This window comes from Ralstonia pickettii (genome assembly GCF_016466415.2).
GTDB classification, from domain to species: domain Bacteria; phylum Pseudomonadota; class Gammaproteobacteria; order Burkholderiales; family Burkholderiaceae; genus Ralstonia; species Ralstonia pickettii.
On record NZ_CP066772.2, the window covers coordinates 390,244 to 406,652 of the forward strand.

Genomic DNA, 16,409 nt, shown 5'->3' on the forward strand with positions numbered 1-16,409 from the left:
CCTCTACATCATCAAAACGCCGTCCGCATCCCCACCATCGCGCCGAGCTGATTCACGCCCCTGGCCGGCGTGGTCCCGCCGCCGCCACCGCTGACGGAATACTGCGCGTTGGCGCTGTTCCACAGATAGCCCGTCTGCGCGTACAGCGCCGTGCGCTTCGACAGGGCGTAAACGCCGCGCAGCACGGCCATCGTCGCGCTGCGGCTCTGGTCGGCGTTGACCAGACGGATCAGGCCGGCATCCAACGTAAGCGCACCCTCGAGCGGATAGCTGCCGTTGACGAAGTACAGGTTGGAACGGACGTCGCCCGCGACAGCTTGCACGTGGCGACCGATCCAGCCGACGCCCAGCTTGGCGTTGCCGAGCTTTACATAGCCGTTGGCGACGATGCGGCGGTCTTTATCGCCCGCATCGGTGAACGCGATGGGCGCACTGCCGTTGAAGAACGACGCGGTGGCGCCAGCGCCGCCACGTTGCTCTTCGTAGGCGCCTGCTACGCCAAAGGTGGCCGCGTCGTACTTCAGCATGGCCGACACCGCGCGGCACGACGAAGCATTGCCGGCCACTTCGCCCGCACAGGTTCCGGAGGCCGGCACACCGCCCGCCGCGTCACGCCCGAACGAATACGTCGCTCCCACCGTCAGGCCGCTGAAGGTGCCTTTGTAGGCGATGGTGTTGTCCGCGCGTGCGTTGGGAATGTAGGCGTCCAGTGAACCGATGGCGTATTGGCTGGGGCCCAGGATGTCTGCATCGGCCAGGGACAGAAACACCATGCTGTACTGCCGACCCAGCGTGACGGTGCCGTAGTCGCTGGCCAGGCCGACCCACGCCTGCCGGCCAAACAGGCGGCCGCCCTGGCCCGAAGTGCCGGTGTCGGTGTTGAAGCCGCTTTCCAGCGTGAACACGGCCTTCATGCCGTTGCCCAGGTCTTCAGCGCCACGCAGCCCCCAGCGCGAGGGCAGCGTGCCCGTGACCGACGGGATGCGCGTGAGGCCGTTGCCGTTGGTATTGGCGTGGCTCACGTATTCGATACCGGTATCGATCAGGCCGTAGAGCGTGACGCTCTGCGCGTGGGCCGCGCCGCTGGCGAGCGCGCACGTGGCAGCGGCCAGCACGAGACAGCGCGTGCGCAAGGTGGTGGTTTGCATGTGGGGCCCCTCCTAGGGTCGAGCCGGTCCCGCCCCCATGTCTGGCGGGCCGGCAGTTTGGAATATGTGGATGTGGAAGGCGCCATCCTGCCGACGGCGCGAGAAAGAACAACCGCTATGTCAGTCCTGCACGCGCGGCCGCTTGAGCAGCAGCAACGCCGCCAGCGCCGCGATGATGGTGACCGGGATGCTGGCGCCGATGATGGTGGTGGCGTGCTGGCCCATCGCCAGCAGTTGACCGGCCAGCAGCGGCCCGGCGATCGAGCCCAACCGGCCCACCGCCACCGCAGCGCCCACGCCGGTGCCTCGCACGACGGTCGGGTAGTACGCCGCCGCCAGCGCATACAGCACCGACTGCGCGCCGATCACGAACAGCCCAGCCATGAAGGCGCCGGCCGACATCGATGCCATGCCGCCCGCCGCAGCCAGCAACGACAGCGCCGCGATGATGCCGACATACATGCCCGACACCACCCAGCGCGGGCGCGCCGCGTCCATCAGCATGCCAATGCCCAGCGCGCCCGCACCGCCGCCGATGTTGAACAGGATCTGCACCATGCCCACCTGCGGCCGGCTCAGCCCCTGCGCGGCCATGAGGGAAGGCAGCCAGTTGAGCAGGAAATACAGCACGATCAGCGTGAAGAAGTAGCTCACCCACAGGAACAGCGTGGCGGCCGTCCGGCGCTCGCCAAACAGTGCCCATGACACGGGCGGCGGCTGAATGGCACCACGCTGTGCGCTGTCGAAACGGCGCGATTCCTGCAATGTCAGCAGCAGCGGCACCACGACGAGCGGGCCAAAGCCGCCCACGTAGAAGATGTGGCGCCAGCCGGAATCGCCGGCGCTCAACATGCCGACCACCGCGGCGATGGCACCTCCAAACGGGATGCCGCAATACATGACGCTCACGGCGGTGTTGCGCAAGCGTGCGGGTACCGCTTCGGCACACAGCGCGATCAGGTTGGGCATGGCGGCCCCCAGGCCGATGCCGGTGGCCACGCGGATCATCAGCAGGCTGTTGAAATCCCACACGTGCGCGGTGGCGATAGAAAAGATGCCGAACAGCGCTGTGGCCAGGATCAGCACGCGCTTGCGGCCGATGCGATCAGCCAGGCGGCCGCCCAGCATGGCGCCCGGCAACAGGCCGAAGGTGCCGGCGCTGAACGCCAGGCCCATCTGCCCGACCGACAGACCGAACTCGCGCGCCATGCGCGGTGCAGCCACGCCGATGGATTGCAGGTCGAGCCCTTCAAGCAGCGCAACGATGAAGCACAGCCCGAGCGTCATGGCGACGCCGGGGCCAACGGTCTCCCGGCTCAACGTCGTGGTGGTGGTTTGCATGGCATCTCCTTCCGGATGTTGGGCGGCCGTCATTGGCAACTGAAGCTCGAGGCGTCGTTGATGTTGCCGGTGCCCGTGTAGCGCGCGTTCTTCGGGTAGGCGCACAGCGGACGCGTGCGGTCGTGGCCGGCGGCATTCCAGTCGCTGGGCACTTCGGCATTCGGCACGGCGTTGGCGGGGCCGCGTGCGGTGGCGACCACGCTGTCGGGCGCCACGCCGCGCTCCACCCAGGCCACCAGCGGCGTGAGCATGTCGAACTGGTCGGCGGTCGGCCCGCCCGCGCAGTGATTCATGCCGGGCACCGGATAGAAGCGCGCGAAGTTGCTGGCATCGCCGCCGTTGGCTGCGGACAGGCGCTGGTACCAGTCGGTCGTGTCGTCGGACGAGAACACCGGGTCGCTCGTGCCGTGATAGACCATCAGCTTGGCGCCGCGCCCCTTGAGCGTGCCGAGGTTGGTCTCATCCGGCGGCGTCATGAACGACCACGCCGATTCGGTGTACGTGGCGTCGGTGGCGAAGATTTTCGGGGCGTCGGTGTCCATGTTGAACGCCAGGCCATACGCGGTGAGTGACGTGATGGCCGACGCCGGCTGCGGCGTGGTCGTAAACACGAACGCCAGCGCTGCAGGATCCAGCTGGATCGAGTTGCCTTGCTTCCACGCCGCCCAGTTGCTGCCGCTGATGCCGGCGTCAAACGAAAAGCCCGAGTACAACGCCTGCCCCGCACTGTTGCGCGCGCCGGCAAACAGGTTCGCCATCACGGTTTTCTGCGCGGCGGTCAGGCAGGTGCCATCACGGGCGCCGGTGCAGGTCGGCACATCGTTGGCGAGGCTGAAGGCGGTCTGGCACGCCTTGAGGTTGTTGATCATGCCGTCGGTCGTGCCATCCAACGCATCGCACTTGGCGAGCACGCGGCTGGCGACCATGGCGCGCTCCGTGGCGCTCAGAGACGTGGTGATGTCCGGAAAGCCGGCGCTGGTGTTGGCCGTGGCCACCGTCGCCAGTTGCTGCGCGCTGTACACCTCGTTGATGGCCGCCTTGGGCAGATGGAAGCCCGGGTCGCCGGCCACGATGCCGTCATACGCATTGGCCGAACGCGCGGCGGCCACCATCGCATGGCGCCCGCCGTTGGAGCACCCGCCAAAGTAGCTGCGGTCCGGCGCCTTGCCGTACACCTGCGCGATCATCGACTTGGCCATCGGCGTGAGCGTGGCAACGGCGTTGTAGCCGTAGTCGAGGCGCGCCTGCGGGTCGCGCCCGAACAGCGGCACCTGGCTGCCGTTATGCCCCGCATCCGAACTGATGACGGCAAACCCCGAGCCCAGCGCGCTGCTGATGGGACCACCGCCCAATGCGCCCAACGCGGTGGCCACGGAGCCATCCAGCCCGCCGTTGGCCTGGTAATAGAAGCGCCCATTCCAGGCCTTGGGCAGGCGCATCTCAAAACCGATGGCGTAGGTCTTGCCATCCACGGGGCTCACGCGCGTGTTCATGGTGCCGGTGACCAGGCAGTGCTCGGGCACGGCGTTGCCGCCCACGCTCAACGTGCCTGCCGCCACGGTCGAGATGGCGGTAATGCTGGTGTTGGCAAAACTCAGTTTGCCGGCAAAGCTCTCGCACGCAGCGGCAAGGTTCAAACCGGTGGCGGGCGAAAGCTGTGGCAGCTGCGATGCTTGCGACGTTGATGCGTCGCCTGTGCTGTCGTCGTTGCAGCCGGCGCAGCTCAGCGCGAGGGCGAGCGCGGCCAGCGCCATGCCCCGTGACATGACGGTCTTCATGAGTCTCCTCCTGGGTGGATGAACCGGTCTTTGCCGGTTGGGTGTCGTGCTGCGTTGGAATCAGCCCGCGCGAATCACCGCGGGATCGCCATCGCGATACAGCGTGTCGACGTGCTCGGCACGGTGGGCCAGCACGGCGCGCTGGTTGAGCGTGCCCTTGTCGGTGATCTCGCCGCGGTCCAGCGACGGCGGTGCGTCGAGCAACAGCAGCCGTGCCACGCGCGTGGCGCTGCCGGTGGCCGTGGCGTTCAGTTCGTGCAGCAGGGCAGCAAATGCAGCGCGCACGGCGGGGGCCGCCAACACTTGGGCCACGCTCGCGCTGGTCGGCAGGCCCGACAGGCTGCGGCATCGCTCCATTTGCGGAAACACCAGCAAGCCGATGTCGTCACGGTTCATGCCGGCAATGACCACGTCCTGCACGTACGGTGCGCCGGCCGCGATCACGCGGGCACGCAGTGGCCCGACGCTTACGAAGGTGCCGGAGCTGAGCTTGAAGTCCTCTGCAATGCGGCCATCGAAGACGAGGCCTTTTTCCGGGTGCTCCGGATCGTAGAAACGCAGCGCGTCACCGCTGCAGTAATAGCCGTCTTCGTCGAAGACCGGCGCGGCAGGCTCTTCGCCCAGGCGCCAGTAGCCACGCATGACATGCGGCCCGCGAAAGCGCGCCTCCAGCTTGTCGCCCACGGGCACGAGCTTGAGTTCGCACCCCGGCGCCGGTGTACCGACATAGCCCGAGCGCATGATCGGCGCGGTGGTAAACAAGCAGCACGGCGACGTTTCTGTCATGCCCAGGCCGGCCATGATGCGGATGCGCTCGCCGCAGTGCTGGCCGGTCACGCGCTCCAGCCGGTCCCAGGCCTCTTGCGACAGTCCTGCACCGCCAAAGAAGTAGAGCTTCACGCGGGAGAAGAAGGTCTCGCGCAGGGCCGGGTCCCGTTCCAGCGCCAGCGCGAGTTCTTCCCACCCCTTCGGCACGTTGAAATACGCGGTGGGCGCGATCTCGTGCAGGTTGCGCAGGGTCTCGTTGAATTTGCCGGGCACAGGCCGGCCGTCATCGATGTACAGCGTGCCGCCGTTGTAGAGCACGATGCCCACGTTGTGGCTGCCGCCGAATGTGTGGTTCCAGGGCAGCCAGTCCACCAGCACCGGCGGCTCCTTGGCGAATTCGGGAATGGTCTGGCGCAGCATCTGCTGGTTGCTGCACAGCATGCGGTGCGTGGTCGGCACGGCCTTGGGAGCGCGTGTCGAGCCGGAGGTGAACAGCACCTTGACCAACGTATCGGGGCCGGTGGCGGCCTGTGCGGCGTCTGCCGTCGCCACGGGCGTCTGCAGCAACGTGTCGAAGGCTGTAGCGCTGCGCCCCGGCAATACGCCGTCGCGCGTGATGACCTCCACGCCGTCGGGCACCACCGCGTCGATGGCGTTGGCGAAGGCCGCGCCATCTGCGGCATAGACAAGCCCGGGCGTCAGCACGTCAAACACGTGGCGCAGCTTGCCGAAATCGGTCGACACCAACGCATACGGCGGCGACACAGGCGCGTATGGCACACCCGCCCACATGGCGCCGAGTGCCAGCTGCAAGTGTTCAAGATCGTTGCCGGAAAGAATCGCCAGCGGGCGCTCGGTGGAGACGCCCCGATCCAGCAGCGCTTGGCCGATGGCGCGTGCGCGCTCCAGCATCTCGCGATAGGTCAGCTTGACCCATGCGCCGTCCGGCCCGCGACGTGCAGCCAGCACGCGATCCGGGTGGCGCTGCGCGCCCGCGACCAGGCAGTCCGTCATGCGCGCCGGATGCTCGGCCAGCGCTTCGGTATTGCGCACGTGCCAGACACCGCGGTCGCGCGCGTCCATCTCGCAACGCGCAGGCGCATCGCTCACGGCAACCTGCCTGTAGGGGTGATCGGGCACACCTGCCGGGGGCGGCGTGTGATGCCGGGTTTGAACCTGCGGGCCCTGAGCCTGCATTTCGACGTGATTCACGTCTTGTCTCCTGAATGCGCCGCCCGTTTTATGGTTGTGGTGGGCGGCTGCCGAACTTCAGATCGGTTAAATCGGATAGTGGCGCGGCGTATTCTGCAAGGTGATCCAGCGCAGCTCGGTAAATTCCGCAATCGACGCCTTGCCGCCAAACCGGCCGTAGCCGCTGCTCTTCACGCCGCCAAACGGCATCTGCCCCTCGTCGTGCACGGTGGGGCCGTTGATGTGGCAGATGCCCGATTCGATACGCTGCGCAACCCGCATGGCGCGCGACACATCGCGGCTGAACACGGCGGCCGACAAGCCGTATTCGCTGTCGTTGGCCAGGCGGATCGCCTCTTCATCGCCATCCACACGCGCCACCGTCACCACGGGGCCGAACGATTCCTCGTTGTACAACCGCATGGCGGGCGTTACGCCGTCCACGATGGCGGGCTGCACGATGGCGCCATCCATGTGCAATCCGACGGGCAGCGCGGCGCCGTGCGCACGGGCGTCTTCCACCAGCGCCTGCACGCGCCGGGCCGCATCTACGCTGACCATCGCGCCCAACTGCGCTGTAGCGTCAGTCGGGTCACCTGCGCGAAGCGTGCGTGCCTTGGCGGCCAGCTTGTCGACGAGGGCATCGGCAATCTTGCGATCGACGATGACGCGTTCGGTCGACATGCAGATCTGCCCCTGGTTGAAGAACGCGCCAAACGCAATCGCATCGACCGCGGCATCCAGATCCGCATCGTCCAGCACGAGCACCGGCGCCTTGCCGCCCAGCTCCAGCAGCGCAGGCTTCAGGTGCCGCGCCGCGTGCTGCGCAATGATGCGCCCCACGTGCGTGGAGCCCGTGAAGTTCACGCGGCGCACGGCCGGATGCGCGATCAGGCGCTCCACCACCTGGGCGGCGTCGGCCGGCGCATTGGTCACCACGTTGACCACGCCATCGCCCAGGCCAGCCTCCTGCAGCACGGTGCCGATCAGCCGATGCACGCCCGGACACAGTTCCGACGCCTTGAGCACGACCGTGTTGCCGCATGCCAGCGGCATTGCCAGCGCGCGCGTGCCCAGGATCACCGGCGCATTCCACGGTGCAATGCCGAGCACCACACCGCAGGGCTGGCGCACGGCCATCGCAAAGTTGCCCGGCACGTCGGAGGGAATGACGCTGCCGTCGATCTGCGTGGTCATGGAGGCGGCTTCGCGCAACATGTTGGCCGCCAGCATGACGTTGAAGCCGATCCAGTTGGGACTGGCGCCGGTTTCGGCCGCGCCGGCGCGGATGAAGGCGTCGGTGTGCTGGTCCATCAGGTCGGCTGCCTTGAGCAGGCGCTTGCGGCGCTCGCCCGGCGGCAGCGCCGCCCACGCGGGGAACGCATCGGCGGCGGCCTGCACGGCGGCGTCTGCATCTTCCAACGTGGCCGCCGCCGCGCGCGATGCGACCGCGTCGTTGACGGGGTTGCGGCGCTCGAAGGTGGCACCGTTGGCAGCTGGCCGGCTTTGACCGCCGATCAGCAGGGTCACAAGCTGAGTCACCTCAGGCATGGGTTCGTCTCCGGGGGCGTTGGCGTGAGCGGGCCAGATCAGGCGCGCTTGTAGGCTTGCAGGCCCGGCTTGATCGACTTGTCGTCCAGGAACTGTTTGAGGCCCTGCTCACGGCCGCCCTCCGGATCACGCAGCGTGGCCTGGTCGAGCTTGGCGTACAGGTAGTCCTCGTTCTGCTCCCACGTCAGCTCGCGGCTGCGTTTGAAGCCATGCTTGGCGGCGCGCAGCACCACGGGGTTCTTCTCCAGCAGCTTCTCGGCCAGTGCCACGGTGCGCGCACGCAGGTGGGCACGCGGCACGCTCTCGTTGACGAGGCCCATTGCGGCAGCCTGCTGACCGGTGAAGGTCTCGCCGGTCATGATGTAGTAGAGGGCCTGGCGGTGGCCCACGGTATCGGCCATCGCCTTGCTGACGAGGTTGCCCGGCGGGATGCCCCAGTTGATTTCCGACAGGCCGAAGGTGGCCTCGTCTGCGGCAATCGCCAGATCGCATGCCACCAGCGGCGAGAACCCGCCGCCGAAGCACCAGCCGTTGACCATCGCGATGGTTGGCTTGGCATACATGCGCAAGAGCTTCCATTGCCACTGGCAGGCGTCGCGGCGGATTTTCTCCTGCAGGATTTCCGGGCCAGCGTCGACTTCGCGGAAGTACTCCTTCAAATCCATGCCGGCCGTCCACGCATCGCCTGCGCCGGTCAGCACCAGCACCTTGGCATCGGCATCCAGCTCCAACGCTTCGAGCACCTGGATCATTTCCGAGTTGAGCGTCGGGCTCATGGCGTTGCGCTTCTCGGGGCGGTTGAACGTCACCCATGCAATGCCCTGGTCCACCCTCACGTCCACGGTTTTCCAGCGCCCTTGGTAGTCAGCCATTTCCATCTCCTTGATCTGTCGGCTTGCTTGAAACGTCCGCCATCTCGTGTGTGGCGTGTCTCAGCTTGAGACCCATTTAATATCATGTAGCCTGATATAACAAGGAGATTATCATTGCCGTAAACCCTGATCCGAACGACACGTAGCAGAATGTGCGCATCGCATAGGTGCACACCCACTCACATCCATGGCGGCCACACGAACCAAACGCAACACACCTCAGCCCGCGCAAGACGGCGCCCCGGCAACGTCTGCCCGATTGCCCTACCTGATCGGCCGCACCGATCGCATCGTCAAGCGCCGCCTGGGCGAGGCGCTCGCCCCGCACGGGCTGACGGTGCCGCAATTCACGGCGCTGTCGGTGCTGCACGCGCGGGGCAGCCTGTCGAACGCACAACTGGCGGAGCGCTCGTTCATGTCGCCGCAATCGGCCAATGAAGTGGTAAAGGCGATGGAAGCGCGCGGCTGGGTGACCCGCACGCCCGATCCAACGCACGGCCGCATCGTCATGCTGGGCCTGACCGACGAAGCGCTCGCACTGCTGGCGCTGTGCGACGAGGCCGTCAGCCGTCTGGAGCAGGAAATGTTGCAGGGAATCGACGTCGCGCACGCCGCATTGCTGCACGATCTGCTGCTGCAATGTGGGCGCAATCTGCGCTGAGCGGGGCCCTTCAGTTGCCACGGCTGCCGCCGTTATGCAATGTAATAAAGTCTGATCATAGAAACATTCTGATCGACACCCCTCGGCGATAGAATGGCTGGTCGCCGCCGTTCGAGCGGTCTTCGCCCCCGTCAACGCCTCGCGGTTCTGAAACGCCTCCATGTGGATTGTCCAACTTGCGCTGCGAAGGCCACTGACGTTCATCGTCCTCGCCTTGCTGATCCTGCTGGCGACGCCGTTTACGCTCATGCGTACGCCGACGGACATCTTTCCGGAAATCGACATTCCGGTCGCCAGCATCATCTGGAACTACAACGGCCTGCCCGCCAAAGAGATGGCCGACCGCATCGTGTCGGTCACGGAGCGCAGCCTGACGACCACCGTCAACGACATTGAGCACATCGAGTCGCAATCGTTGGGCGGCGTGTCGATCATCAAGGTCTTCTTCCAGCCCAACGCCAACATCCAGACCGCCCTCGCGCAGATCGTGGCGAGCACGCAGGCGCAGGTGCGGCAGTTGCCGCCGGGCACCACGCCGCCGCTGGTGATCAAGTATTCGGCGTCGAGCATTCCGATCCTGCAACTGGGCCTGTCGAGCAACACGCTGTCGGAGCAGGAACTCAATGACGCGGCACTGAACTTCCTGCGCCCGCGCCTGATCACGGTGCCCGGCATCGCGGTGCCGTTCCCGTATGGCGGCAAGAGCCGGCAGATCACGGTCGATCTCGACACGCAGAAGCTGCTGGCCCAGGGCCTGACGCCGGTGGACATCGTCAACGCGGTGGGCGCGCAGAACCTGATCCTGCCGGCCGGCACGCAAAAGATCGACGCCACCGAATACGGCGTCACGCTCAACGGCACGCCGGGCAGCATTGCCGCGCTCAACGCGATTCCGGTCAAGACCAGCAACGGCGCCACGCTCTATCTGGGCGACGTGGCCAATGTGCGCGACGGCTTCTCGCCGCAGACGAACGTGGTGCGCCAGGACGGGCAGCGCGGCGTGCTGCTCTCCATCCTGAAGAACGGCGGCGCGTCGACGCTCGAAATCGTCAGCAACATCTACAAGCTCCTGCCGACCGCCGCTGCCGCGTTGCCGCAAGACCTCAAGATCACGCCGCTGTTCGACCAGTCGCTGTTCGTGAAGGCCGCCATTGAAGGCGTGATCCGCGAGGCGCTGATCGCCGCATGCCTGACGGCCGCGATGATCCTGCTGTTCCTGGGCAACTGGCGCAGCACGGCCATCATTGCGGTGTCGATTCCGCTGTCGATCCTCTCGTCGATCATCGTGCTGCACCTGATTGGCGAGACCATCAACCTGATGACGCTGGGCGGCCTGGCGCTGGCGGTCGGGATTCTCGTGGACGACGCCACCGTCACCATCGAGAACATCGAGCGCCATCTGCACGAAGGCAAGGAACCGATCACCGCGATCCTCGACGGCGCAGCCGAGATCGCCGTGCCGGCCTTCGTGTCGACCCTCTGTATCTGCATCGTCTTCGTCCCGATGTTCTTCCTCACGGGCGTGGCGCGCTACCTGTTCGTGCCGATGGCCGAAGCGGTGATCTTTGCGATGCTGGCTTCATACGTGCTTTCGCGCACGTTGGTGCCGACGCTGGTGATGATGCTCATGACCGGCCACACGCAAGACGCCCGGCATGCCGACGCAAAACCGAGCACGTTCGGCCGCATCTACCGGGCATTCAACACGCAGTTCGAACACATGCGCGGCAACTACGCCGCCATCCTCGGCGGGCTGCTGGAATACCGCCGCGTGTTCGCACTGTCGTTCCTGGGCTTTTGCGTGGCGTCGTGTGCCCTGTACCTCGTTCTCGGGCGCGACTTCTTCCCCGATGTCGATGCCGGCCAGATCCGCCTGCACATGCGCGCGCCGTCGGGCCTGCGGATTGAAGAAACCGCACGGCTGGCCGACGAAGTGGAAACGGCCATCCGCGAGATCATTCCCAAGCAGGAGCTGTCGACCATCCTCGACAACCTGGGCGTGCCGAACTCGGGGATCAACCTGTCGTACAGCAACGCGGGCACGATCGGCACGCTGGATGGGGAAATCCTGATCGCCCTGCACGAGGGCGAGCGCAAACCGAGCGCGGAATACATCCGCCGCCTGCGCGAAGCATTGCCCAAACGCTTTCCGGGTGTGGAATTCGCCTTCCAGCCTGCTGACATCGTCAGCCAGATCCTGAACTTCGGCCTGCCGTCGGCCATCGACGTGCAGTTCTCCGGCGCAGATGTAGCCACCAACCAGCAGCTTGCAGGCATTCTCGCCAACCGCATCAAGCAGATTCCTGGGGCGGTGGATACGCATGTGCACCAGCGTTTCGACCAGCCCACGCTCGCCCTGAACATGGACCGCACGCGCATCCAGCAGGTCGGCCTGGAAGGCCGCGACGTGGCGCAGAACCTGCTCGTGTCGCTCAGCTCCAGCTTCCAGACCTCGCCCACGTTCTGGCTCAACCCGATCAACGGTGTGGTGTACCAGGTGGCCGTCACAAGCCCGCAGTACCGCGTCGATTCACTCGACGCACTGCTGCGCACGCCGGTGGCAAGCTCGCGCGGTGGCGCCGCACAGGCAGGCGGGCCGCAGTTGCTGGGCAACCTCGTGCAGGTGAGCCCCGCGGTGCAGCCGCAAGTGGTGTCCCACTACGACATCACGCCGGTGGTGGACGTCTATGCCGCCGTGCAGGGCCGTGACCTCGGCGCCGTCGCCAAGGAAGTGCAGAAGGCCGTCGACGACATCCGCCCGAAGCTGCCACGCGGCGCGCAGGTCACGGTGCGCGGTCAGGTGAACACGATGGAATCGTCGTTCCTCGGCCTGGGCGTCGGGCTGGTCATGGCGATCGTGCTGGTGTACCTGCTGATCGTGGTGAACTTCCAGTCGTGGATCGACCCGCTCATCATCGTGACCGCCCTGCCCGCCGCTCTGGCCGGCATTGCGTGGATGCTGTTCCTGACGGGAACGACGCTGTCGGTGCCGTCGCTCACGGGGGCGATCATGACGATGGGCGTGGCGACCGCCAACTCGATTCTGTTGATCTCGTTCGCGCGCGAGCGATTGGCCGAAGGCATTGCGCCGGTGCAGGCGGCGCTGGAAGCCGGCGCTACCCGCCTGCGTCCGGTGCTGATGACGGCGCTGGCAATGATCATCGGCATGGTGCCGATGGCGCTGGGCCTCGGCGAGGGTGCAGAACAGAACGCGCCGCTTGGGCGCGCGGTGATCGGCGGTCTGCTGTTCGCGACCGTCTCGACCCTTTTCTTTGTTCCGGTGGTGTTTGCCAGCGTGCACAACAGATTGCAGCGGCGCGCCACACGGCGTAGTCAAGATTTGCGGGGAAGCGAAGGACATGTCTGAGCAAACATCCAGTGCCCATTCCGGGGCGCATTCTGGACCGCATTCGGGGCACCTCGCGGACGGCCCGCCGCACCACGTCGTCACGGTCGACCCGATCGAACAGGTGGACCGCGGCCCCGCCATGCGGCGCGCACGCTGGGTCGTGATTGTGGTGGTGGTGCTGTTGGCGCTGGGCGCCGCGCGCACGCTGGTGGGCCGCTACTACAACGCGCACGCGCTGGAGCGCCAGGTGAGTGCGCAGACCAGCCGCTACGTCAGCACCATCGCACCCAAACCGGCCAACGCCAACCGCGAACTGACGCTGCCGGGCACGCTGCAGGGCTACGTTGAATCACCCATCTATGCCCGCACCAGCGGCTACGTGCTGCGCTGGTTCAAGGACATCGGTGCCCACGTGGATAAAGGCGAAGTGCTGGCGCTGCTCGACACCCCAGAAGTCGACCAGGAACTGAACCAGGCGCAAGCCACGCGCAACCAGGCCGCCGCGCGCAAGGCGCTGGCGCAAACGTCGCTCGCGCGCTGGCAGAATCTGCGCCAGAAAGACGCCGTCTCGCAGCAGGAACTGGACGAGCGCACCAGCGCCGCCAATCAGGCCCAGGCCGACCTGGCCGCCGCCGACGCCAACGTACGCCGCCTGCAGGAGCTGCAAGGCTTCCGCCGCGTGGTGGCCCCGTTTGCCGGCGTGGTGACCAAGCGCAATGTCGATGTGGGCACGCTGGTCAATGCCGGCAACGCGGGCGCCAACCGCGAACTGTTCACGCTGGCGCAGACCGATCCGCTGCGCATCTATCTGTATGTGCCGCAGGCGTATTCGCAGCAGGTGAAGGTCGGGCAGGACGTGGCTGTCACGCTGTCCGAGCTGCCCGGCCAGACCTTCCACGGCACCATCGCGCGCGCCTCGGGCGCGATCGACGCCACCACGCGCACCATGCAGGTGGAGGTGCAGTTGCCCAACAAGGACGGGCGCCTGCTGCCCGGGGCGTACGTGCAAGTCGCCATCAAGGGCAAATCGTCCGGCGACGATGCCGGCGCCAACGCGCGCGGTACTTTCCTCGTGCCGACGAACACGCTGCTCTTCCGCAAGGAAGGCCCGCGCATCGCCATCGCAGAAAACGGCCGCGTGGACCTGCGCCCCGTCACCATCGGACGCGACTACGGGCGCACGGTGGAAGTCGTCTCCGGTCTGAAGGCGACAGACGCGTTGATCCTCAACCCGGCCGATTCCATCGAGCAAGGCGAAGCGGTGACCATCGTCGCGCCCGCGCCGGCTTCGGCACCGGCGGCATCGGCACCGCGCGCATCATGATGGACCGACCGCGACTGCGTATCACCGCGCTGGCGGCCTCGCTGATCGTCTCGCTGGCCGGCTGCTCGCTCGCGCCGACCTACGAGCGCCCCGCCATGGACGTGCCGGCACAGTGGCAGACCGAGGCTCCGTGGCGCGCTGCGCAACCGGCCGATGCCGCACCCAAGGGCCCGTGGTGGCAGCGCTTCAACGATCCGCAGCTCGACAGGCTGATCACGCAGGCGCTTCAGGAAAACCAATCGCTCAAGGTCGCGCTGTCGAACCTGGAACAGGCACAGGCACAGACGCGCGTGGCGCGTGCCAGCCTGCTGCCGACCATCACCGCCACCAACAACGACACGCGGACGCGCACCTCTTCGGAACGGCCGCTCTCGTCGTACACCAGCCCGACCATGTCCACCGTGCAGAGCGATTTCGTCCTGCGCGCCGACGTCAGTTACGAAGCCGACCTGTTCGGCCGCGTGCGCAACACCGTCGCCAACGCCGCAGCGAGCGAAGCGCAGGCCGGCGCCAATGTCGAGAATTTCCGCCTGCTGCTCGCCGCGCAGGTGGCCACCACCTGGTACAACCTGCGCGAGACTGACGCGGAAATCGCCGTGGTGCAGGAAGGTCTGGCGCTGCAGCGCAAGGCGCTCGATTTCGTCACCTCGCGGCATCAGGACGGCGTGGCATCGGGGCTCGATCTGGCGCAGCAACAGGCGCTGGTGGACAGCACCGCCACGCAGGCCGAACTGCTGACCAAGCAACGCGCGCAGTACGAACACGCGCTCGCCACGCTGGTCGGCACACCGGCGCCTGCGTTCCATATCGACCCGATTCCGCTTCAGGGCACCGCGCCGCAGATTCCGGTGGCGCTGCCTTCCGACGTGATCGAGCGCCGGCCCGATGTAGCGGCCGCTGAACGGGGCGCTGCTGCCGCCAACGCGCAAGTGGGTGTGGCGCGCGCCGCGTTCTTCCCGAGCGTGATGCTCAACGGCGGCGCCGGTTGGGAAAGCCGCGATCTGGCGCTGCTGTTTTCTGCGCCGACGCTGCTGTGGTCGTTCGGCACGCAGATCGCTCAGACGGTGTTTGACGCCGGCCGCACACGGGCGCGCGTGGACTTTGCCAACGCGGCTTACCAGGGCGCGATCGCGAACTACCGCCAGACGGTGCTGGGCGCGCTGCAGGAAGTGGAGGACGGTCTTGCGGGGCTGCAATCGCTCGAGCGTGCCGCAAGCCAGGCGCGCCATGCCGTGGAAAGCGCCCGCAAAGTCTATGACATTGCCGGCGCGCGCTATGAGGGCGGCTTAGCAACGTCCTTGGACGTGATCACCGCGCAGCAGTCGCTGTTGAACAGCCAGCGTGCGGCGGTGCAGATTCTTGGCCAGCAGATGACGACGAGCGTGTTCCTCGTCAAGGCAGTGGGCGGCGACTGGAACCACGCTATCGCCGCGCCAATACCGACAGCCCAGCGGTAAGCCTCAGGCAATGGCGCGCAGGAACCGCGCGCCCACAAACAGCCCCGCCAGCCAGCTCAAGGTGAGCGCCACAGCAACGCACGCTTCAAGCAGCGCGGTCGCATCGCCGGGCAGGCTCAGCGCAAGCGCAATCACCGCGGCCATCAGCGCGCCCGCTGCAACCAGACTGACCACCAGCGCACCCACACCCGATGCGAGTGTGCGCACGAGCGGCGGATGCACATGCGCCGGCGGACACAGCACCGCCATGCGCGCCCGCACATAGGCGGTGGTGCGTGTGCCGTCGGTGGCGTCGGCGTGATGACGCATCACGTGCATCCAGGTTTGCGTGTCGAGCACGCCGGAACTCAGCTCCTGCGTCACGCGGCGCAGCGCGGCGCGTTCGCGCGCGTGGTCAGTGGCGTCGGAGGGCGTTTCGTTCGGTTTCAGCCGGTCGAACACGGCCGGTGCAGCGGCCGGATCGCTCGCCCGCACCTCGTGCCGATATGTCACCCGCACGCGGCGCGAGCGGGCGAGATACGCGAGCGTCCCGATCGGCACCAGCACCTCCGCTGCCAGCAACAGCGCGAGCGGCAATCCCGCCGACGCCGCACCCGACGCCTGCACGGCCCACGCCCTGATCCCGCCGCTCATGCCCAGCGTGGCGAAGAGTTGCAGCAGGCAATATCCCAGCCAGACCCACGGAAACCAACGTACGCGCAAAAACGCCACAACCACCAGCCCCAACGGAAACACCAGACCTGCAAGCGCCGGCAGCGATCGTGCCGCGCCGCCGCCCGTCTCGCCCGACATCAGCACCATGGCCATCGCCAGCACCACCATCAGCACCGGCAGCGTGTTCAGCCATAGCAGTGTCACCAGCCAGCCGCGAACGCCATAAAGCCGGTGCGCCCGCGCACGCGCCGCCGATATCGCAATCCACCTTCCTTGCATGAAACTCCTTGTCCGGGTCCGCCATGCGGCGCGCTG

General features: G+C 66.7%; 11 protein-coding genes. 4 read left to right on the top strand and 7 right to left on the bottom strand.

The genetic code is table 11. The annotated features are described in order from the left end of the window. Positions 1-11: 11 nt before the first annotated feature. From RP6297_RS18025 to RP6297_RS18050, 6 genes are all read right to left on the bottom strand, one after another. A complete protein-coding gene (locus RP6297_RS18025; protein ID WP_009240119.1) occupies positions 12-1,148 on the bottom strand; it encodes a porin in 1,137 nt (378 codons plus the stop codon). A 120-nt stretch (positions 1,149-1,268) separates the two neighbouring features. Then, entirely contained in the window at positions 1,269-2,489 is a 1,221-nt protein-coding gene (mhpT, locus tag RP6297_RS18030; RefSeq protein ID WP_009240120.1) for a 3-(3-hydroxy-phenyl)propionate transporter MhpT, read from the bottom strand. Between the two features lie 29 nt (positions 2,490-2,518). Then, complete coding sequence (locus RP6297_RS18035; RefSeq protein WP_009240121.1) at positions 2,519-4,267, bottom strand: tannase/feruloyl esterase family alpha/beta hydrolase; 1,749 nt, start codon at positions 4,265-4,267, stop codon at positions 2,519-2,521. A 60-nt stretch (positions 4,268-4,327) separates the two neighbouring features. Beyond that, positions 4,328-6,232, bottom strand: a complete 1,905-nt coding sequence (locus RP6297_RS18040) for a feruloyl-CoA synthase (RefSeq protein ID WP_009277058.1) — start codon at positions 6,230-6,232, stop codon at positions 4,328-4,330. Between the two features lie 81 nt (positions 6,233-6,313). Continuing rightward, a complete protein-coding gene (locus RP6297_RS18045) occupies positions 6,314-7,777 on the bottom strand; it encodes an aldehyde dehydrogenase (RefSeq protein WP_009240123.1) in 1,464 nt (487 codons plus the stop codon). 38 nt (positions 7,778-7,815) lie between these two features. Continuing rightward, positions 7,816-8,649, bottom strand: coding sequence for a p-hydroxycinnamoyl CoA hydratase/lyase (locus tag RP6297_RS18050; protein WP_009240124.1), 834 nt, complete (start codon positions 8,647-8,649; stop codon positions 7,816-7,818). Between the two features lie 187 nt (positions 8,650-8,836). On the opposite strand from RP6297_RS18050, the gene RP6297_RS18055 reads away from it, so the two are divergent. The 4 genes from RP6297_RS18055 (at position 8,837) to RP6297_RS18070 (ending at position 15,440) form a co-directional block, all read left to right on the top strand. Next, the gene (locus RP6297_RS18055) at positions 8,837-9,310 is read left to right on the top strand and encodes a MarR family winged helix-turn-helix transcriptional regulator (protein WP_009240125.1); all 474 of its coding nucleotides are present in this window, start codon (positions 8,837-8,839) and stop codon (positions 9,308-9,310) included. Positions 9,311-9,470: 160 nt separating this feature from the next. After that, positions 9,471-12,677: an efflux RND transporter permease subunit gene (locus RP6297_RS18060; RefSeq protein ID WP_037028626.1), complete on the top strand. Its 3,207-nt coding sequence runs from the start codon at positions 9,471-9,473 to the stop codon at positions 12,675-12,677. Beyond that, positions 12,670-13,983 (top strand): efflux RND transporter periplasmic adaptor subunit, encoded by a 1,314-nt coding sequence (locus tag RP6297_RS18065; protein ID WP_009240127.1) that lies wholly within the window; start codon positions 12,670-12,672, stop codon positions 13,981-13,983. Before RP6297_RS18060 ends, RP6297_RS18065 begins: the two co-directional genes overlap by 8 nt. Beyond that, entirely contained in the window at positions 13,983-15,440 is a 1,458-nt protein-coding gene (locus RP6297_RS18070) for an efflux transporter outer membrane subunit (protein WP_171924773.1), read from the top strand. Before RP6297_RS18065 ends, RP6297_RS18070 begins: the two co-directional genes overlap by 1 nt. 3 nt (positions 15,441-15,443) lie before the next feature. Here the strand turns inward: RP6297_RS18070 and RP6297_RS18075 are convergent, their stop codons facing one another. Further along, on the bottom strand, positions 15,444-16,373 hold the full coding sequence (locus RP6297_RS18075) for a hypothetical protein (RefSeq protein WP_009240129.1): 930 nt from the start codon (positions 16,371-16,373) through the stop codon (positions 15,444-15,446). Between the last annotated feature and the right edge of the window lie 36 nt (positions 16,374-16,409).